The sequence below is a fragment of the Bartonella harrusi genome, assembly GCF_024297065.1.
Classification (GTDB): Bacteria; Pseudomonadota; Alphaproteobacteria; order Rhizobiales; family Rhizobiaceae; genus Bartonella; species Bartonella harrusi.
Map to the genome: position 1 here is coordinate 782,368 of NZ_CP101114.1, position 18,877 is coordinate 801,244.

Genomic DNA, 18,877 nt, shown 5'->3' on the forward strand with positions numbered 1-18,877 from the left:
CTTTAATCCGAAAGGCTAGAGGCTATCGCCAAACGTTGCTGTTTGGCATAGCGTTCAAGGGCTTGATTGACAGCGTCTCTGATTTCATCTTTGAGACCATTTGGCACTGAAATATTGAGATTTGTAATGGTTACACGGGCGTCTACTTCAACAGCTTTATGACCCGCAATTGGTTTGGGAGCTTTGAAGGCATCTGCTTTTGCATTGGGAGTTTCTATATGCTTTGTTGCAATTGCCCCTTTATTAAAACCACTGTTGCTTTGTCCAAAGGGGGACTTGGTGACAACAGCGGTATCCATTATTCTTTTTGCACGTGCATTGGTTTCATCGGTAAAGGTTTTAATCGTTTCTGTTGAAGTTTTGTTGATTGAAACATTGAAACCAAGTTTTTCTTTCATCCAATCAGGCATCCAACTGGTTAATTTGCTTATCATGCCGCTAAACCAATTGCATAGAGCGGTCCATTGGCTTTTGATGCCGTCCCACAAGCTGCCAATCAGATGAGCCCCTGCGTCCATTAAATTGACGCCGAACAACCAATCAATCAATGCGTTGACCTTTTTTGCTATCCAGAAGAGGGGTGAAAACTCTTTAAAGAGCGTAAAGAGTTTACTGAAAGTGTTACTGAACAAACTGGCAAAAGAATCCCATAACTTGCTTATGAAATTTACGACTGTATTCCAGTTTTTATAGAGCAGATATCCAGCTGTGACAAGCGCCGCAATGTCCCCGATTATCCAGCCTACGGGAGTGGTCATGATTGCGACCCCAAGCGATATAAAAGCAGAACCAACGGCAGTTATTGCTGGAATAAGTGAAGTGACAAGAGTTACAGCAAGACCAGCAACTGTGGAGGCAGCTGGTGCCATTGCCGCAATGAATGCTCCGGTAAGAACTGCTCCAACTGCGGCTAAAGAAGCAGCAACCCAACCATTGATTTTATCCCAATATTTATAGAGTGCAACAAGTGCCGCAATACCACCAATGAGCCAACCAATAGGAGTTGTCATGATTGTATAGTCAAGCGTGACAAAAGATGCGCCCACGGCAGCTAATGCGGCAATGAGTGGACCAAAAATAAAGCAACCAAGTGCTATAAGTCCTACTTTTAACAGGGTTATTTCACCAACAAGCGGTTTCATCCAGAAAAACCAGCCTTTAATCCTCTCGGTAAGATCACTGATGCCTTTTCTCAAATCAGAGGTAGGATCAAGCAAATCATGAAAGACTTTTTTTAAGGTTTTAGCCCATCCAGCAACGGTTGTTTGTATGAGATCACGGTTTTCATCAATCAGTTTTGAAAAACTGTCAATCATATCGTTGAGAATAGGCATAAAGCGTGTGCCAATAAAGCGCGCGATACCGCCTATTTTTTTCTTAAAAGCACCAAGCTTATCACTGAGATCTGCGGCATAGCGTGCGACATCGGCACCAATCAACCATTTTCCTTTCCGTGCTTTTGCAAACAGCTCTTTGATGGGTGCCATCCCTTGCGCAAGCATGGCTGCCATTTCCTTGCCATCACCACCAAACAGCAGAGCAGCAATATGCTGTCTTTGCGCTTGATTTTTCATTTTACTCATCTTGTCGGTGATTTCTTCTAACAAGGTAGAGTTTGATTTGAGTTTTCCAGAAGCATCTTTGACAGAAATGCCAAGTGCCTCAAACCCCATAATGCCTCTTTTTTGTCCGGCATATGCTTGTGCCGAACGCCTATTTAAAGTTGCTAAGGATTGTTGAAAAAGTTCAGCAGAATATCCTGAATTGTCTGCCGCATCCCCCCATAACTGAAGCGCTGTGACACTCATGCCTAAATGCCGTGATGCGTGATGAAGACTATCCCCAAGATGCATGGTTTTCATGGTGACGGCGGTGACACTTGCGATAAGACCTCCACCGGCAAGCCCTAAAGCACCGGTAAAGAGTGAAGCACGGCTTGCCGCTGTGCCAAGGGCACTTTGAACGCCTTGCAAACGTGATGTCATATTTTTGACTGCAGCAGAAAAGCGAGGGATACTCAATCTATGGGAGAGTGTTTTTGACAATGTATCAAATCTTTTTTGAAGATGTTTAAGAGGCGCGGTAAGTTTGTCTTCAAGAGACAATTTTACCTTTGCATCAGCAACTTTTTCACTCATTTTGATTTATACCTTTCTGCTGCTTGTTTTCGCCAGAAGATTAATTCTTGCGGATCCATTTCCATCATGTCTGCAAGGGACCAATGAAAAACAATGGCAATGTCCGCTATCAGTTGAGCGGCGGTTTCCCAGTCGAGGTATCCCGCCGCTTGATAAAAGACTCTAAAATTTCTCCAATGCTCGATAAGTCACTCATATCGAGTTCCCCAACAGCTTCATGGGGCCATCCAGAAAGGCGTGCAACCATAGCAATTGTTTGTTCAACACCTTCCTTTTTGTCGATTGCTTGCACATCTTTTGTTTTGGGGCGCTGTAAGGTAATTGTGGTATGCTCTTTTCCTTCAAAGGTCACAGGGATAAGCAATTGATGCGTGATGCTTGTTTGTATGGTCATTTTTATATTCCTAAAAAGTTTTTATGTTCTGCTAATTGATTAACACCATTGAATTTTCTGATTAAGTTGAGGACATCTATCTCAACAATTTCAACATCCTTTTGGACATATTTGAAATACTGCAATGTAAATGTAGCAGTGGATGTTGCTTTGCTTCCCGGTTGCCATTCTGCCATTTCAAAGCCTTTGCAAAGCCCCCTCATAGTGATGACAACACCTTCTGCTGGTGTGCCTTGTGCTTGCATTGAACTTCGCAATGAAATGTTCACATCAGAGCGCCCTAACAGTGCCATCAGTTCTGGAGAACAATCAGAAATGGTCATAGTGAGGATGAGTGTTTCAAGGCCAAGATCAATCTCAAGAGAGCTATCCATGCCACCACCGCGATACTCTTCAACAACCAAACTTAAATTTGGCAGCGTCACGCTTTCGCATTTTGCTTGATAGGGAATGCCATCAACAAAAATGTTAAAATATTTTAGAACTCTCGGTAAAACGGGTACAGTCATTAAAAGATCTCCTCTAGGTAATCATTGATGATGCGTGAACGGAAGGTGATATGTTCTGCTGGTGTTGTTGGTGTAAATTCAACATTGAAATAGACTCTGCCGCTCTCAATGGCGCTTGCTGTATTCAACTCTGGATCAGGCGTGCACTGCCCACCAAGAATGGCACCTTGTGCTTTCAAATCACGCAAATAGGCATTGACGCTTTCACTCACATCACTCATGTAGGTTTTTTTGATATTGCGGTCGACCGCCCACATGTGCCCACGCAAGATGGCGTCATTGATCATATCCGCGGTTCTCACAACGGATAAGAAAGCGAATTTTGTATCGCTTGAAAGGGTGCGATTGCCCCAAAGACGATAACCATTCTCACGAATAATTGTTGTGATGTTTTGTTCATTGAGAAGGTTGGCACGGCTTGATCTGTCACCAATGGAAAAATCAATCGGGCGGGTAATTCCTACAATGCCATTGATCACTTTGTTTGAAGGGGAATGCCAAAAACCATGTGTGAAATCTGTTTTGGCAATGACACCAGCAACCGCCGCACTTGCGGGCTGTTCTATGATTTCTCCATCACGATTCACCTTTACAAAAGGATCAACAATAACAGCGCGTTTTGAATCAAAATCCTTTGCAGCATCAAGAGCTGCTTCATCGGTTGTGTTTGGTGCGTCAATGACCACAATAGCGCGCAGACGTTCGGCAATGCCAATCAACTCTGCTGCTACAGGATTAGAGGTTGCACTGATTTCGGCTTTTGCTGTTGCGCCAGTGCCATCACCTTCAATCACTACATTGGGGGCGGTTTGATAATCAAAGCCATTGTCCTTGAGAACAATCGAGGTTACTTGTCCATTGGCAAGGATTGCTTCTGCTTTTGCACCGCCGGCAATTTTAACAGTTGCTTGGGTATAACCGCTGCCTTTGTTGGTGACATCAATCTTGCTAAGGCTAACGGGGCGTTTATGGGTAAAGCCTGGAGCAATCAGAATGCGTGGTGTTTGTCCAAGCAGGGATTGTGCTCCAATCAAAGCATGCACACCTTCATAAGCACCATTGGTGTTCACACCGCCTAAAACATTGGTCAATGTTGCATTTTCGTTATCACCTTCTTGCACACGCACGACAACAACAATGGCACCCACTTGCTTAAAAATAAGATCAAGAGCATTGGGTAGGGTGCCTTGACGTTTTCCTGTTTTATCCAGTTTTGCTGCTTGTGAAAGTGAACCGGTAACCAACACCGGTGTATTGAGGGGAAAAGCCTGTTCATCGGCATCGGGTGCTGTGCCGACAATGCCGATAACTGCCGATTGAACCGCACGAAGGGGACGCGTTCCATCGTCCACCTCGACAACTTCAACACCGTGTAAAAAACCTGTTGTCATTATGATGCTCCTTTGCATGATTGGTGAATGAAAATGAATGGGAAAAAATGAGAGACAAAAAACCGTTCTTGAGAACGACTTGACAAAAACTTTAAAACCGTTAGATTCATAAAAAGGTGCTTAACAAACACCTGAAAACAACAAGCGGATTGGTTACCGAAATAATCAGTCTTCTGTACATTAAAGACTTTGACTCGTTATATGTTACACGCATATAATAGCTTTGTCGGGTGTGGTTATGCTATACAATACCCTTTCGGGGGAAAGGCATAACGACGGGCTTGTTGCCGTGTTTGTTAGCACCCGGCACTCTTTTTGAGTGTCATTAACAAACATTTATCAACAAGGAGTTCATGATGAACACTCTTATTAAAATTACAGAACAAACCATTGATCAAGAAACTGTTCAAACCGTCAATGCACGCGAATTACATATATTTTTGGAAATAGGAAAACGCTTTGCTACTTGGATTACAGATCGTATTCGTCAATATGAATTTGAAGAGGGAAAAGATTTTATAAAAACACAAGATTTGCGGTTCCCAAAATTGGGAAGCACAAAATCTAGGGCTGTTACAGCAATTAACTATCTTATCACTCTAGATATGGCGAAAGAACTTTCTATGGTTGAGAGAAATGAGAAAGGTAAGCAAGCTCGTCGTTACTTTATTGAGTGTGAAAAGAAACTAAGAAACCAAGCTGTTGATTATGATAATGATACACGTTTTTCTTTTCCAAAAGATTGGGAAAAAATGTCCCCTACTAAAAAGGCTGTTTACATTTATGGACCTCTCCATATGCATCTTGTTAAAGCCTTCACATTAGCAGAAGAGAGTAAACATTATAAAACGCTTATTGAAGAAGCCAAACGTGTTTTAGCAAACCCTGTTGCAAAAGGTGCTTAGATTAAAACATAATATCATCTCCTCGTCTTGAAGGGCGGGGAGGTGATAAAAGCTCTATCTATTTTATTAACAACTATGGTCCATTTGTACATTGACTTTTTTACTAGCTTCTAGTGTTGGAATAGAAGAAACATCAATATCACGCTCTGCATGCCAAGCGTCATAATTGGCTTGCATACGTAACCATATGGAAGCTCCATCACCAAACATTTTGCCAAGACAAGCAGAAATAGAAGGAGAGACAGGCTTTTTTGTATTCAGGATATCATAGAGATGTTGGCGTGATATACCGAGCATTTGTGCAATTTCTGACTTTGTTTTGCCAGTTTCAGGAATAATTTCTGCTAAAATTTCTCCTGGATGAGTAGGACAACGGTTTTTGTCTCTTTGTGCAGGAATGTCATTCATAACTGTATCCTTAGTGGTATTGTTCAAGATCAACACGGTAAGCATTACACGAGTCAAATTCAAAAGTGATACACCATGGTCCATTAACGTGAACAGTGTAACGGGTAGGTGAATATCCGATTAAAGAATGAAAGTTAAACCCTGGAAGATTCATATCTTCTGGTCTTTCACAAATATCTAAACGATCAAGACGAATAATGATACGTTTTATAAGTCTTTTATCAATCTTAGATGATTTTCCCGTTTTGAATAATTCTGCTAGTGTTTTGCTTTTAAACGTTTTAATCATTACTTTATATAGCGTAAAAAACCACTTGTGTCAACAAATAGCTTACAATATAAATATTAAAATGGAAAAAACATAAATGTCCTGCTAGAAATCCTTATCGCCTATATTTGGTCAATCTTTCTCTTATCGTTCTTTCATAGATTCTACTGATGCGTCTGTCTCAACCCTTTCAGAAGACAAAGAATTGTTTTCTTTATCAATGATGGGAGGAGAGAACACCCCATCTTTATAAGTCCAGCCGATTTGCGCTTCGCTTGAGGGGATTGCCTCACCATCAAAGGCATGAACATAATTTTCTGAGGCAATAATAATGTTTGTTACCACACCCTTTTCAACAACTGCATATTCCATAAAAAACTCCTATATAAAAAATCTCAACAACACTGCTCCGTTGCCACCATTGCCACCTTCGTCACCAGACTTTCCTGGAAAATAGCCTCCACCTCCACCAGCTTTATTGCCACCACTATTTCCACCATTTCCTCCTTTCCCACTGTAGCCTCCTTGGCTCTTTTGTGCACCACAACCACCTCCAGCACCACCATAAATAGAGCTTCCACCATGACCAATAGATGTAGAGTAGCGGGCATTAAAAGTGCCACCACTGACTTTATAGTGTGCATAGCAGCCACCACCACCGCCTCCGAAAGTAGAACTACTACCATTGACACTGGTATTGGTAGAGTAGGAGCCGCCACCGCTACCGCCGCGACCATTGCCATTTATTTCTCCATCGCCACCACTGCCACCATAACTACTCAAATTTCCAGTACCACCGCCGCCACCACCTGCACGGATAATGTCTTTAATAATTGTACTTCCACCTCCGCTGCCACCACCATAGGAAGCATCACCACCTTTTCCACCACATCCAATTTGAACGCTTCTTGAGAATTTCAACTGAGATCCTTTAATTTGAACACGCGCGCTTCCTCCACCGCCACCTCCACCACTGCTATTTCCATATCCACCACCTCCTCCGCCACCCCACGCCCATATTTCGATATCGGTGTTATCGCTAACACCTTCAGGCCATGGAATGGGACCACTTTCTGTTACAAGAACTTCTAGGGGAGAGGTCGCTTTCCTCAGTTTTGTGATTTCATCACGTATTTCTTGAAGAGCAATAACAGCTTCGTCTTTGCTATAAACTTCCGCACCATCAACCTTGAGCGGTCCTTTAAGCTTGCTGCCCGTGATGCTGAGACTTGTGACGATTTCCCCATTATGCATGAGATTCAATGACGAATTGCTTATGAGTTCCAAATCACCAGCAATGGTGACTTTACTGGTAAACTTGTTATAATTCTGCCATTCATTGGCTTGTGCTAGGCGCCCATAGCTTGTCAGATCTTCATTAATCTTGGCTCTAAATCTATCAAGACCAACAATATCTTCAATTTTATGTTGGTGCGCTCCAAGAAGGGAGACAGCACTGCCAAAGGTAAAATGATTGTTGCTTGCTTTGTAGAGAACATAATTGTTCGCAGCATCCTTAGCGCCCTCAATATCGCCCAAATCAGCAAAGGAAAAGGTTTTATTTGCTGGCATCTTGCTTTTGAGGGCTGCCTCAAGATTTGTAACATCCCCTATGCTATGCGTGTGTTTTGCAGGAGCTTTTTCGTCTAGCTTTTCCTCAACTTCCATTATGGCTTGATCAAGTTTTGTCAAGTTCTCACGCAAAATAGGAAATTCAGAACTGATAAAACGCCCTTCTTTGGGCAATTCCATTGCAAGCTTTTTGGTTTTTGTCATTTCTTATTCTCCAAGTCTCTAAAGCAGCCCCAAATCCCATTTTTCAAAGCGAGGGGGTATCACAAAATACCCGCACCAAAATCACGCAGCATTGACCGTGCGCAAGGTCCACCGGTGAGCGTCAGCTTCAAGCGTGCTTGCCTTGCTGTCTTATTGCTACTGACAAATTTTCGCTCTGTCCAAAGGGGTTCAGAAAGCTGTTCTGTTTCCTCTAAGGTGAGGGGGGTAAAGGCACCATCATCCCGTTGCATCTCGAGGGTGAATGTGGAGCCGCCTGGTAAAAAGGTCTTGATATAGCTGGTCAATCTTGCCTTCTCACCAAAGGCAAAAGCACGGGTAACATAGGTTGCTGTGTTATGGATCTTGCCGGCAATCAACTGAACAGGAGCAAACAGAATGGGGGAGAGTTTCTCCGTGCCTTTGAGAATAGCACGAAGCTGAACCTTTTCATTGATATATTCGGTAAGACTAAGCAATTGAAAGGGAAGAAGTTGATAAATTGTGCCATTGTTTCTTTCAATTTCAAAGATCACCGAACAATCACTGGAAGGCAATTCAACCGTGCTACGTATTTGCAAATCAGAACAGTTAACAAGATTAAAGGTACCAAGATCAATGGTTTTTGTTGTTTGTCTGTAGCGTGCTGCCAAGACACGAAAAGCCAAAGCCTCATCTTGATGGGCACTCCATGTTTGCGCATTGACAGAGGAAAAACGAGGACCGGTCACATAAGGGTGGCTTGAGACAAATCTTTGCTGTTCTTCATCAAATCCTCCAAGCTTTGCGAGTGAGAGGGAATGATCACTATCATCGGTTTTAATGACAAAAGCCGTTAACCGATCATTGGGGACAAGGAGTGGGACATCATAGCGTGCCTGTGCCCATCCGGTTTTTGCCCCCTTCATGGAATAAAAGCTTTGGGCTTGGATATCGGCGGTGGGATAACCGTTTTCGGTTGTCACCAAGTCAATGACCAGATCATGATTGGGATTGCCGATTTTGCAAAGATGAAAGTCAAGACCGGTGATTTGCCGTGTTTCTTCTGGTGTAAAGACTTGCGCTTGCGGGTCCACTTGCGTCCAGATCTTGACTGTTGTGGTGTGCCGCATCACTTTCACATCAATAACACCTTGCCCGGTAAAGAGACCTGTCGCAAGAGTTCCCCCTTTGCCTCGTGCTACAACATTTTTGGTGCCGGCAGGAATATTTTCAGGGATTTTAAAACTACCTTCCAAAATGCCATTGCCATTGGCAACAAGGCGGCTTTTTGGCAAGACATTCACACCATCAAAGGTGAGACTGTCTAAAATTTCCCCCTTGCCAAAACCTTCAATTTTAAAGCCAAGGGTAATTTGTCTTAAGAAATCGATTTGTTCATGCGCAACATTGATCAGTTCATCCTTTGCCTCTTGCTTGCGAATGCTGCTCCCACGGTGCGTTCCCATAAACAATTGATTGGTGACACTTGAGAGCCAATCGGTGCGCTGCTCGTGCCAAAAATCTGTCGCGGGTGTGAGGGTCACTGTACCAGGCAGAGGAGCAAAATTTTGATAGGGGTTGATTTTTTCGCAAGCGGTTGTCAATTCTTGGGCAATGATTACTTCATTGGTCCAGTCAAGGGTGACAGGAGCCCTTAAGGGGGCGGTGTAAAAGGTTGGATCAATAGCCAGCTGTAAAATACCATTGCCAACAGCTCCTGTTTGCGTGAACCCTTCATCTCTGTAAGTATCATCAAGAAACGGGTCAGCAAACATGCCTTTTTTGGCAACGGGCTCTTTCGAGTCAACATTGCTTTTAATACGCTCTAATTGCATCAAGCGATCAAGGGACAGCACCCGTTGAAAATAACGCCACATCTCATCATAGGGGGCAACGCGCGTGCCATCATTGACCACAAGCGGCGTATCCAGCCAACTGTTGGTGATGGTGGCAAGGGAGAGAACATCTTCAGGAACACTGGGCGCCATGGGATGATCAGCGGAGATTCCTTTGATATAGACAACCGTGCCTTGTGTATTAAGCCCGATACGGTCGATACGGGGCAATTTGTAGGTGTAACTGACAATGATATCCCCCCCTTGCGCCCCCCCTGAGAGCGTGATTTCCTGTGCCGTGACCTTATCGGCGGTCACTTGTGCACGATAGCGGTAGGTTACCGTGTAACTGCTGCCAGGACGCGGTTCATCCCCCATCGGTGCCCAGTCAATGGTATCACCGGTCTTCTTAAAATCTGTTCCTTCTTTAAATTCCTTGTTGCCTTGCATGACTTTGAGAAAAGAGGTGATGCTTTTATCGGGAACACCATCTCGCCCAGCAACGACCGCACCGCGTGTAACTGTGACGGTTTTTTCTTTTGTCAACAAAAGAGAGTGGATATCGGCAATGGGAGCATAATAGCTTTTAAAGGTAAAGCTTGTTTTGCCTTTTTGCGGGGCAAAAATATGCGTTTCACTAGGCACAACGCTTGTCGAAAACTCTTCCCTCTCTTCATGGCGCAAAGCAGCAAGGCGTTTGCGCTTAAAGCCATTGATATTGGCTTCTCCTTCTTGAATGCTAAACACTTGGCATCCATTCTTTCGTCCCAGAGCCGTCACCCGGCATCCATTGACGATATAATGACCATGGGCACGGTCATAAGTAGCAATGGCTTGCATGGCGGGTTCAAGCAGTGAGGGGGACTTTTGGTCAATCAAAATGCCGTCTTGTAAGATATAAACAGGAAAGAACGTGCCTTGCTGCCCATCCTCTTTTAAGGCCCAAACAAGCTTTGCTGTTTCGCGTGCCGCACCGGGTTCTCCTTGTGCCAAGGTGCCGGGAACTTGCCCCAACAGTTCTGGATTATCCTCATGGGTAATCCATGTTTTTTGCAACTTCACACCGATTTCAAGACGCCCAACCATCGAAACAGCATTCAGAACCGCTTGTGAGACCGGAAAGATATCCCCTGCGATATAGATTTTGCCTTCTGTTAAAGTAACGGTCTTTGCGTTTTTATTGACAAAGGCATCGGCTCGTTCAACACGGTCTCCCTCTTTGGCGACCAAGCGCCCCAAACGGTCATGGCGCCCCCTGATGATGGTTTGCATCTCATTGAGTTCACCACTTTGGATAAAGGGACGTTGCCCGTAGAAAACAACGCTTTGTTGGTCGTCTTTGCCGCAAGATCTGTCAATTGCAAAGGGTAAACCGCTTTCATGCTTCATGTTAAAACCTCAATAAAATCTTGAATTGCTCGCGAACATCACCACGCAAAGGAATATTGATGGGCGTTTTGATGATCTCCACCCCGCCAATCAGTTCATTGCACGCACACCAAAGTTTACCCAAAGGGATATGTTGTTTAGGGGTCGCATGCACGAGAACAGCAATAGAGGCGGCTTTTCTGCCGTCAACATTTTGAAAATCCGTGCGTGCTGCAATAAGAAGGGCTGTGCCCATCGAGGAGGGTTGATAACGATCGCCCAAATGGTGATAAACACCCGCCAAATTCTGTTCTACTGGTTTGACAATGTTGCATCTGCGAGTGCCAATGACATCATCCTCACAGTCTCTTAACACGAGATAAAGGGTGCGGTTATAAAACCACTCTGCCATCAGTATATCGCGTTGATGTTTTTTAACAGAACACCAGGGAAAATTTGCCATATCCCATGGATAATCAATTTGGTCGAAGCTTAATTCCCCATCCCCGTCATCCATCCAATTGCCAATCAGTGTGCCTTCTTGTTTGGTAAGCCTGTGCATAATTTCTGTTGTGCGCCCAAAGGAAAACAGTGTGTCCCCCGCTGTTAAGCGTACACCGCTCTCATAGTCCAGCAGACTGTCATCAAGGCGTGACATATTGCCTTCCAGTGCTTGCACGTCATAACCATTGACACCACGGCGAAAATCAGAGCGTAAGCTTTTGGAAAGCTCTGTGATGGCTTCAATGGCTTCAAGAGCACTTTGTTCAGGCAATTGATCAAAGTAAAGTTGGAAGGAATTCCACCATAAACGCCCCGACCATGCTGGTGTAAAGCGTGCTGAAATCTGAAGCCATGCAAGCCCTCTCTCAATAGCCGCTAAAGAACCGCGAATATTTTGCCATTGGAGCCCTTGGTCAATCAAATCATAGAGGTTTGGAACATAAGGTGTAAGCTCTCCAAGCCCATATTCTTCAATCAACCATGGCAAGAAGCGAGGAGGGCGGGTGATAAGCTTAGAGCGTGAAATCCCCAAAACAGCACCATCAACATCTTGATGAAAGTCGCAAACATCGGCAAGGCGCCTTTCAAATTCTGTTGCATTGTTTGGGAGGAGGGCGCCAATCATTAGCGTGCCCGTCCTTTGAAGTTTAAGGTGACCTTGCCAATCGCTAAAACTTCTTCATCACCGACGGTTCTGTCTTGTGTTGGTGTAATGGCAATCACTTTCTGGACACCCGCAATCATCAGTTTAGAAACCCACCATGAGAGGCTTAATTCACGACCAATGGCTTGTTCTTTTCGCCATGCTGCTCTTAAATTTGCTTCCATTGTCATGAGAATTTTCAAGGATGTTTCGGGTAACAGCCAAACATCGGCTTGCAAATCCACCACTTTTTTGACAGCAGCGTGCACAATGATTGTATCATTGGTCATGATGATATTTTTTCTGTGAAGGGCTTGTGAGACTGTTTGTATGAGATCTTCAGATGCCGTTCCTTCTTCATTATTGCCAAAAAGCGCAACATAGATGGTTGGATCTTTGCCTTTACGGTAAATAATGGCATCTTTAACACGGCTATCAGTTTGTAATAGGGTTCTGTTCCGCTTCCCTTGCCACCACGGGCATGAAGCCTTATGCGTTCGCGATATCTCTCGTCACTTTCACCCTCCATGCGGGCAATTCCATGCCAGTTTCCCAAAGCGTCAAGAGATTCACCGGTTGCAAAATCAAGAATATTGTTGCGCGCGGCTTCGTTAATACGTTGCCTTAAAAGCAGTTCTCGATAGCTAAAGGCTTCAATAACTTTTACGGCTGGATCACTTTCAAGAACACTATATCCGGGCAATAGTTCTTTTAAGTGGTCGAGAGCTGCTGCGCGTATTTCTTCAAAGGAAATTTCTGTAATGATTTCTGGTTTTGCAAGTGCTCCATTCATTTTATCAGCAATCCTTCCATGGTGATGGGCTTGCCTGAAGGCAAATAAAGACCTTCAAAGGACAAGGAAACTTGCCCATTCTCATTCCATTTACAATCAATCTTGTTCAGTTTAAAACGTGGTTCCCACTTGTCTAAAGCCTCGGCAATAGCGGCATAAAGGCGAACAGCAAAGGCGTCATTGACCGGTGCATCAATAATATCCGCAACGTGTGAACCATAATCACGACGCATTACACGCGTGCCAATGCGTGTTGATAAAATATCAAGGATGGATTGGCGCAAATGTTCAATGCCGGTCAAGGATTTTCCTGTGCTACGGTCCATTCCTATGTTCAATTGGGACCTCCTGTCATGGAGCCACCGGGAACAACACCACCGTGAACATGGGTTGCTCCTACATTGGTGCCGTTATGGATCAAACCACTTGAGTTCATGGCAACATTGTGAGCAGAATGAAGAGAGAGACTCTCATCCGAATGAAGTGAAACACCACCACCAGCCTGTAAAGAAATATTGCCCTTTGCATTGAAAGTGATATCGCTTTGTGAAACAATTTTTATGCCTTCTGGTGCGGTAAGCTCTAGCTTGCCACCATCACCTTTAAGAGACGCGCCATCCGTAATTGTAAGAATGAACTTTCCACCTGATTTGATCTGAATGCTATAGCTGTTTTGTTCATCATCATATTCAAGGATGGTGCCATCGGGATAAATTGTTCTATGAATATTGCCTTTATCGGCTGCTTGATGAGCATCGGTATGGATGGAACCAACAATCACCCCTTGCGCTAAATCCCCTGATGATGCAACCACCACCACTTGTTCTCCAACATCCCGCCCTTCATAAGAGCATGTTTTACCGGCGCGGGCTTGGGTATCTGGAATCCAGTCACTGATAAGATTGCCGCTTTTTACCCGATAGCGTGCGTTTTTATGGTCGATATGGCTAATTGTGCCCACCATAACCATATTTGCGAGGCGTCTTTTTAAATCGGTGATGTCTTTATCGCGCCGCTCTAACATGGGGGACCTCAATTTTATGATATTTGTCTTCATTGCCCACGCCTATTTGTGGTGTAATCCTCAAGAAAGGTTCAACAGGTTTTGCGTTTGCACCATCTTCTTGTGTCTCAGGGGAGGGGATATTGGTCACATAAGTAACCTCAAAGGTTAAAATTGCCCCATGGAGTGCTAGAGCACCATTATCGCCAAAGGCAAAAGCAATATTTTGCAGGGAGCATGTTTCCACGGTGTTATTGAGATTGGGATTGGCGTAGAAGATCTCTTCAACTTCCCATGCTAATTGGTCGACAAAACGCGCACCATCTTCTTGTGTCGCATAACATTCAACATCTACGGTTAAGACACGGCGCCTTACTGCATTCTCATAGCCATCTTCAATTGTTTCGCTTTGTGTTGAGATATTAATTGCCGGTGTGTTCTCAGCGGAAAAGTTGAAATCACGCATATTAAACACATTGTCACCAGCCGTTGTCTTTGCTGCTTTGATCAACGCAACAAAGCTTTCTCTTATCGTCTCTCTCGGATGCATAAAAGCTCCTGTTTAATTGATGCCATTTTTACTCTAAAAATGGTTGACTAGGATTAATAATGATACTATTATTGGTTATGAACAATAAAGTTGAAAAAATAATCAGCTTGATGAAAGCCTCACCAAAGAACATCAAGTTTTCAGATTTGTTAGCTGTGTGTGTGCATTTTTTTGGAGAACCGCGGAACAACGGTACAAGCCATTTTGTTTTTAAAACACCGTGGCTTGGTGATCCCCGTGTGAATATTCAAAAAGATACTGGTAACAAAGCAAAAGCTTATCAGGTCAAGCAAGTCTTACAAGCGATAGAAAGGATAAAACATGAACAATAATCATTATACATATCGTGTTTTGTGGTCGCAAGAAGATAAGGAATATGTCGGTTTGTGTGCAGAATTCCCATCCCTTTCATGGTTAGACGTTCAAGCAGAGAAAGCTTTAAAAGGTATTATGGATCTCGTTTCAGAAGTTGTTGAGGACATGCAGCACAATGGAGAAGAAGTTCCTGTGCCTTTGTCACATGGTAAATACAGTGGTAAGTTCCAATTAAGAATACCACCAGAACTCCATAGGAAGCTTGCAATTCAAGCTGCTGAAAATGGTGTGAGTTTAAACAGATATATTTCTTCTAAACTTTGAAAAATTTATACGTACTAAAAGAAAAATAATTTTTATGAAAACCTCTCAATTAAAACAAATGCCTGTTTTTAAAACAGATGAAGAAGCAGAAAACTTTGTTGATACTGCTGATCTCACGGATTATGACTTAACTGATTTTAAGCCCGTTCATTTTGAATTTTTACCTAAAGAAGCCTCTTAACCACCTCCCCATTTTTGAGAACGGGGAGGGGATATGTTTTACTTAAGCAACCTTTTTAATAGGGTTTTCCCAATTCGGCTGGTAAGCTTTTAAAAAAGGATCTATCGCTGCGGGAAACTCTGAAGCTCCAAAATCTGTAAGAACTGCTAAAATCTTTGTAATATTTGGCACGTCATCTTGAAGTTTTAAAATCAAAGCTTTCTCTACCATGTCCATAACCTCAACTAAATTATTACAATCTTTATCTCCAAGTCCTGGATAGTTAGAAAATTGAGACAACGCCATCCACAAATCGCATAAAAAATCGATACTGGTATTCATTGTACACCTCCATGGATTTGTTCTCTCAAGCAAGCCAATCCTCTGGATGTTATTTTTGTTGAAGGCAGGACCTTTTCTGTACCATCCGGTCTTTGAATAGTAATAGCAGGGCAATCCATCAAACCTTTCTTGATCTTATCCTGATAAGGTAACAAAGGAGCACCCGGAGCCCGTCTATAGACCCAATCATGTTTACGCAAATAATCGGTTAGATCTTTTGGTCGTATTTCTAACATTTTTGCAGATTCAATCAAACCAAACAGACCATCAGAGCGTTTTAAACCATCAAGTGCCTTTGCCTTAGGTTCTAACTCAGCAATCACGTGATCTTTCTGCTCGATTTGGTTTTGTAGATGATTTAAGACACCAAGTAAGGCTTGAGGACTCGAGTAATCTATTTGTGGTGTGGCTACTTGCTTTGCAAGTTTTTCACATTCAATGAAGTACAAACGAGCTTCTCTACCTTTCTTATTGTTCTCAAGCATAGAAAGTTCTTTGGCTACATTTAGTATGAGGTAATATTCTTTCAATACCACATTTTGACGTTCGCCAATTTTGGCGAGCGTTAAAATATAATCTCTTCCCTCTTTTAAATCGTATTTGTTTATGCGATCTTTAATCCAATTAGAAAAATCTCGTTTTACTTCTAAAAATGCATGCAGCTCACGTGCGTTAACAGTTTTGACGGTTTCATGGTCAATAATTTTTTCTGATATTGTTATAAGAGTATTCATATGAACTCCTTGGTAAAAAGATGTTTTTCATTGACACTTTTTAAAAGTGCCGGGTGCTGAAAAACACGGTACCAAGTCCGTCGTTGTGCTTTTCCCCTAAGGGTATTGTATAGCGCAACTACACCCGACAATGCATTATACGCATGCAGCATATAATGAGTCAAAGTCTTTAATATGCGGAGAAGAGATTATTTCGGCAATCCATCCGCTTGGTATTTAAAGTGTTTTTCAAGCACCTGATTCGATTATTCATATTCCAATAACATTGTCAAGAAGTAATATAAGATTTTCTAAAAATGATAGACACATATTTACTTTATCTGTCGACTTACTTTGAATTTATTAGCCTTAATTTATAGCGGAGGGGAGAATAATGCTCGATATACTTGATACAATTACGATAGTTGTTGTTTAAAAGTAGAAAAGTTTTTTTAAATTAAACCTTAAAAGGCCATCTTTGAGCACTGTGAAGCACACGCAGAATGGTTATAATTTCATTTTCAACTGAATAAATCGTAACATAATTCTTAGCAGTTAGCATTTCACGAGTATTATCGACAATTCCTTCACGATAGCGAAATGGATATTCTAACAAGCCATCAAATTTTTCAATTATTTCTACTTTTAATCGCTTAGCTGCAATAGAGTTATGGATATTAATGTACTCAATGATTTTTTCTAAATCTCGCACAGCATCCTCAGCAATGACGATACGATATTTATTACCCATTATTGCTGATTTTTTCTAATTTTTTTTAAACTCCTCATAAGATAGACGAGGCTTTTTATCATTAAATGCTGCTGTCACATTTTCATAAACATATTCAATATATCCTTCAGGATAATTATTTGTTTCGCATGATTTCATCTCGCTAACCTTTAAAGTCCTAACAACAGAAACATCGCTATGCAAATGACAATGGTCCATTTTATTGTTCAGTGTCCCTGAAATCGAAAACTTTTGTACCATAAACCTCACTCCAGGACATAACGAAATCTTTTCCTAATGGATGCATACTAATACAAATTTCTATAAAAAACACTCATATTTTTGTTTAAATACTTAAAAAAACACATATTTATTTTTTTTTTATGTTTGCTTAGCTACCATGAACCTCCCTTAAAATAAGCTTATACATACCGGATTCTGAGGCTTGGACATCTGTGACAACGAAGCGCTCTTGGGTTGTCTCTTCAATATTTTCAGGGGCGAGCACTACGACACTATCTTCAGCTTTTGGTGGCAATCCGCCAATATCATTGATAAAAAGATCAAGTTCTTTTCTTGGGATTGTTGTTGGTATTCTGCCACCAGCATCCGATTCCGAATGTTTGATGCCGTAAATTGCTGTAATCCGAAAAGATTGCTGGTTATCTTTTCGCGTATAGATGACGGGCTGCCCAAAGGTGTTGCGTACCTCTTTTACCATTTTGTTAAGCAGCCCGTGCCATAGCATGTTATTTCCCTCCAATGACGGCTTTGAACAGCATTTCAGGACGTGTGCAAATGTAAAGCGGATAGCTGTAGACTTCAGGCTTTACCCATGCATTACGGTCGTGATCGACGATTAGCATCGTGTAGAGAGGTTTTCCAACCGTATTGGCAAAATCTAAGCTTTCACCAGGTGCAAAGGTTTTCTGGAATACACCAGGCGCATTAACAGGAAAGAATTGACATTCATCAGGCTTAATTCCTATCGCACGCTTTGTCCCAGCCTTTGCACTCACATTAGAGTTATGAATACTGCGATAATTGATAAAGGTCACACCGGCAAAGTCAAAACTGCCAAAGCTCCCCGTACCAAGAGCACTTGGTGTTGCAACACCTCCTGCGCTATTGAGTGTTTGCGCTAAGGTTGTGTTTAAATAGGTTTCACGAATGGTTTTATGGTTTTTTAGTTTGGAAAAGAATTCATTCCCACAAAGTCCAATAATCCGTGAACGGTCAGAGAACGCTCCTTTTGAAGCTTCAATCATTCTCATAATGACCTGATCAACATTATCAGCAACATTGGTTGTTTCACTCTCCAGTTTAAAGTCAATTGGCTTTGGTGGTGTAATTTCCCATTCCTTGTACCAATCGACAATCACCGAACCATCAGCATCAAGGACAACACCTTGAACAGCACCAAGCTGCATATTTTCCCATGTCAATTCGATTTCAGAAATCAGTTTCTTTTGTTTTCTGGCAATATATTTCATTGCCGTCTCTAACTGATCTTCTGTGCCAAATTCACGCCGGTCTTGGATTTCTTCTGATTTCACAGTATCACTTTTGGCAATACGGGTTGTTTTAAAAAACCGAAGATTACGACTGTCTCTGTCACCTTCTGCTAAAGGGGCTCCGCGTTCACTGGTTTGAATAAGCGAAAATGTATTGTCACGCCGTTCAATACCAACCACTGTGGTGCTGGTTTCAACGTCTTCAAAAAGATTGAGAGAGCTTACAAGACCCGGTTGAAACTCATAGTTTTCAATCGCTTTCATCATTGTTATCGTTGAGAAAGCATCATGTTTAAAAAAATTCATATCCATGTG

Annotated in this window: 24 protein-coding genes and 1 pseudogene; 4 read left to right on the plus strand and 21 right to left on the minus strand. The window is 42.5% G+C overall.

Annotated elements, in window-relative coordinates:
- Nucleotides 1–2 precede the first annotated feature (2 nt).
- Genes NMK50_RS03585 through NMK50_RS03605 form a run of 5 tightly spaced genes read right to left on the minus strand, consistent with a single transcriptional unit; the run spans nt 3 to nt 4,432 of the window.
- On the minus strand, nt 3–2,138 hold the full coding sequence (locus tag NMK50_RS03585; RefSeq protein WP_254769778.1) for a phage tail tape measure protein: 2,136 nt from the start codon (nt 2,136–2,138) through the stop codon (nt 3–5).
- Nucleotides 2,135–2,323, minus strand: a complete 189-nt coding sequence (locus NMK50_RS10585; protein ID WP_374112203.1) for a GpE family phage tail protein — start codon at nt 2,321–2,323, stop codon at nt 2,135–2,137. The genes NMK50_RS03585 and NMK50_RS10585 overlap by 4 nt, the downstream gene beginning before the upstream one ends.
- Nucleotides 2,248–2,532: a phage tail assembly protein gene (locus NMK50_RS03595; protein ID WP_254769777.1), complete on the minus strand. Its 285-nt coding sequence runs from the start codon at nt 2,530–2,532 to the stop codon at nt 2,248–2,250. Before NMK50_RS03595 ends, NMK50_RS10585 begins: the two co-directional genes overlap by 76 nt.
- Before the next feature lie 2 nt (nt 2,533–2,534).
- Entirely contained in the window at nt 2,535–3,041 is a 507-nt protein-coding gene (locus tag NMK50_RS03600; protein ID WP_254769776.1) for a phage major tail tube protein, read from the minus strand.
- The gene (locus NMK50_RS03605; RefSeq protein WP_254769775.1) at nt 3,041–4,432 is read right to left on the minus strand and encodes a phage tail sheath subtilisin-like domain-containing protein; all 1,392 of its coding nucleotides are present in this window, start codon (nt 4,430–4,432) and stop codon (nt 3,041–3,043) included. The genes NMK50_RS03600 and NMK50_RS03605 overlap by 1 nt, the downstream gene beginning before the upstream one ends.
- 356 nt (nt 4,433–4,788) lie before the next feature.
- Here NMK50_RS03605 and NMK50_RS03610 point away from each other — a divergent pair, with 356 nt between their 5' ends.
- Entirely contained in the window at nt 4,789–5,337 is a 549-nt protein-coding gene (locus tag NMK50_RS03610) for an antA/AntB antirepressor family protein (protein WP_254771146.1), read from the plus strand.
- Between the two features lie 66 nt (nt 5,338–5,403).
- Here the strand turns inward: NMK50_RS03610 and NMK50_RS03615 are convergent, their stop codons facing one another.
- From NMK50_RS03615 to NMK50_RS03660, 10 genes and pseudogenes are all read right to left on the minus strand, one after another.
- Entirely contained in the window at nt 5,404–5,745 is a 342-nt protein-coding gene (locus NMK50_RS03615; RefSeq protein WP_241438005.1) for a HigA family addiction module antitoxin, read from the minus strand.
- Between the two features lie 10 nt (nt 5,746–5,755).
- Nucleotides 5,756–6,034: a type II toxin-antitoxin system RelE/ParE family toxin gene (locus tag NMK50_RS03620; RefSeq protein ID WP_241438006.1), complete on the minus strand. Its 279-nt coding sequence runs from the start codon at nt 6,032–6,034 to the stop codon at nt 5,756–5,758.
- Nucleotides 6,035–6,157: 123 nt separating this feature from the next.
- Nucleotides 6,158–6,385 (minus strand): hypothetical protein, encoded by a 228-nt coding sequence (locus NMK50_RS03625; RefSeq protein ID WP_254770907.1) that lies wholly within the window; start codon nt 6,383–6,385, stop codon nt 6,158–6,160.
- A gap of 9 nt (nt 6,386–6,394) precedes the next feature.
- Nucleotides 6,395–7,789 (minus strand): Bgr_08870 family protein, encoded by a 1,395-nt coding sequence (locus NMK50_RS03630; RefSeq protein WP_254770908.1) that lies wholly within the window; start codon nt 7,787–7,789, stop codon nt 6,395–6,397.
- A 59-nt stretch (nt 7,790–7,848) separates the two neighbouring features.
- Nucleotides 7,849–10,992, minus strand: a complete 3,144-nt coding sequence (locus NMK50_RS03635) for a DUF4815 domain-containing protein (protein ID WP_254770910.1) — start codon at nt 10,990–10,992, stop codon at nt 7,849–7,851.
- Between the two features lies 1 nt (nt 10,993).
- Nucleotides 10,994–12,100: a phage tail protein gene (locus NMK50_RS03640; RefSeq protein ID WP_254770911.1), complete on the minus strand. Its 1,107-nt coding sequence runs from the start codon at nt 12,098–12,100 to the stop codon at nt 10,994–10,996.
- A pseudogene (locus NMK50_RS03645) lies at nt 12,100–12,911 on the minus strand (baseplate J/gp47 family protein). Before NMK50_RS03645 ends, NMK50_RS03640 begins: the two are co-directional and overlap by 1 nt.
- On the minus strand, nt 12,908–13,249 hold the full coding sequence (locus NMK50_RS03650; RefSeq protein ID WP_254770588.1) for a GPW/gp25 family protein: 342 nt from the start codon (nt 13,247–13,249) through the stop codon (nt 12,908–12,910). The pseudogene NMK50_RS03645 and the gene NMK50_RS03650 overlap by 4 nt, the downstream one beginning before the upstream one ends.
- On the minus strand, nt 13,246–13,935 hold the full coding sequence (locus NMK50_RS03655) for a phage baseplate assembly protein V (protein WP_254771147.1): 690 nt from the start codon (nt 13,933–13,935) through the stop codon (nt 13,246–13,248). The genes NMK50_RS03650 and NMK50_RS03655 overlap by 4 nt, the downstream gene beginning before the upstream one ends.
- A complete protein-coding gene (locus NMK50_RS03660) occupies nt 13,916–14,464 on the minus strand; it encodes a hypothetical protein (RefSeq protein ID WP_254770589.1) in 549 nt (182 codons plus the stop codon). The genes NMK50_RS03655 and NMK50_RS03660 overlap by 20 nt, the downstream gene beginning before the upstream one ends.
- Nucleotides 14,465–14,523: 59 nt before the next feature.
- Here NMK50_RS03660 and NMK50_RS03665 point away from each other — a divergent pair, with 59 nt between their 5' ends.
- Genes NMK50_RS03665 through NMK50_RS03675 form a run of 3 tightly spaced genes read left to right on the plus strand, consistent with a single transcriptional unit; the run spans nt 14,524 to nt 15,284 of the window.
- Entirely contained in the window at nt 14,524–14,796 is a 273-nt protein-coding gene (locus NMK50_RS03665; protein ID WP_254769765.1) for a toxin HicA, read from the plus strand.
- Nucleotides 14,786–15,103 carry a type II toxin-antitoxin system HicB family antitoxin gene (locus NMK50_RS03670; RefSeq protein ID WP_254769764.1) on the plus strand — a complete coding sequence of 106 codons (318 nt, stop codon included), beginning with the start codon at nt 14,786–14,788 and terminating at the stop codon, nt 15,101–15,103. The genes NMK50_RS03665 and NMK50_RS03670 overlap by 11 nt, the downstream gene beginning before the upstream one ends.
- A gap of 34 nt (nt 15,104–15,137) precedes the next feature.
- The gene (locus NMK50_RS03675) at nt 15,138–15,284 is read left to right on the plus strand and encodes a CopG family antitoxin (protein WP_254770591.1); all 147 of its coding nucleotides are present in this window, start codon (nt 15,138–15,140) and stop codon (nt 15,282–15,284) included.
- Nucleotides 15,285–15,326: 42 nt separating this feature from the next.
- On the opposite strand, the gene NMK50_RS03680 is transcribed toward NMK50_RS03675, so the two are convergent.
- From NMK50_RS03680 to NMK50_RS03705, 6 genes are all read right to left on the minus strand, one after another.
- Nucleotides 15,327–15,605 (minus strand): hypothetical protein, encoded by a 279-nt coding sequence (locus tag NMK50_RS03680; RefSeq protein ID WP_254770592.1) that lies wholly within the window; start codon nt 15,603–15,605, stop codon nt 15,327–15,329.
- The gene (locus tag NMK50_RS03685; RefSeq protein WP_254770593.1) at nt 15,602–16,339 is read right to left on the minus strand and encodes an antA/AntB antirepressor family protein; all 738 of its coding nucleotides are present in this window, start codon (nt 16,337–16,339) and stop codon (nt 15,602–15,604) included. Before NMK50_RS03685 ends, NMK50_RS03680 begins: the two co-directional genes overlap by 4 nt.
- Before the next feature lie 436 nt (nt 16,340–16,775).
- A complete protein-coding gene (locus tag NMK50_RS03690; RefSeq protein WP_254770594.1) occupies nt 16,776–17,069 on the minus strand; it encodes a type II toxin-antitoxin system RelE/ParE family toxin in 294 nt (97 codons plus the stop codon).
- Nucleotides 17,070–17,084: 15 nt separating this feature from the next.
- On the minus strand, nt 17,085–17,309 hold the full coding sequence (locus NMK50_RS03695; RefSeq protein WP_254770912.1) for a hypothetical protein: 225 nt from the start codon (nt 17,307–17,309) through the stop codon (nt 17,085–17,087).
- Nucleotides 17,310–17,439: 130 nt separating this feature from the next.
- Entirely contained in the window at nt 17,440–17,796 is a 357-nt protein-coding gene (locus NMK50_RS03700) for a head-tail joining protein (protein WP_254770595.1), read from the minus strand.
- A 1-nt stretch (nt 17,797) separates the two neighbouring features.
- The gene (locus NMK50_RS03705; protein ID WP_254770913.1) at nt 17,798–18,874 is read right to left on the minus strand and encodes a major capsid protein; all 1,077 of its coding nucleotides are present in this window, start codon (nt 18,872–18,874) and stop codon (nt 17,798–17,800) included.
- Between the last annotated feature and the right edge of the window lie 3 nt (nt 18,875–18,877).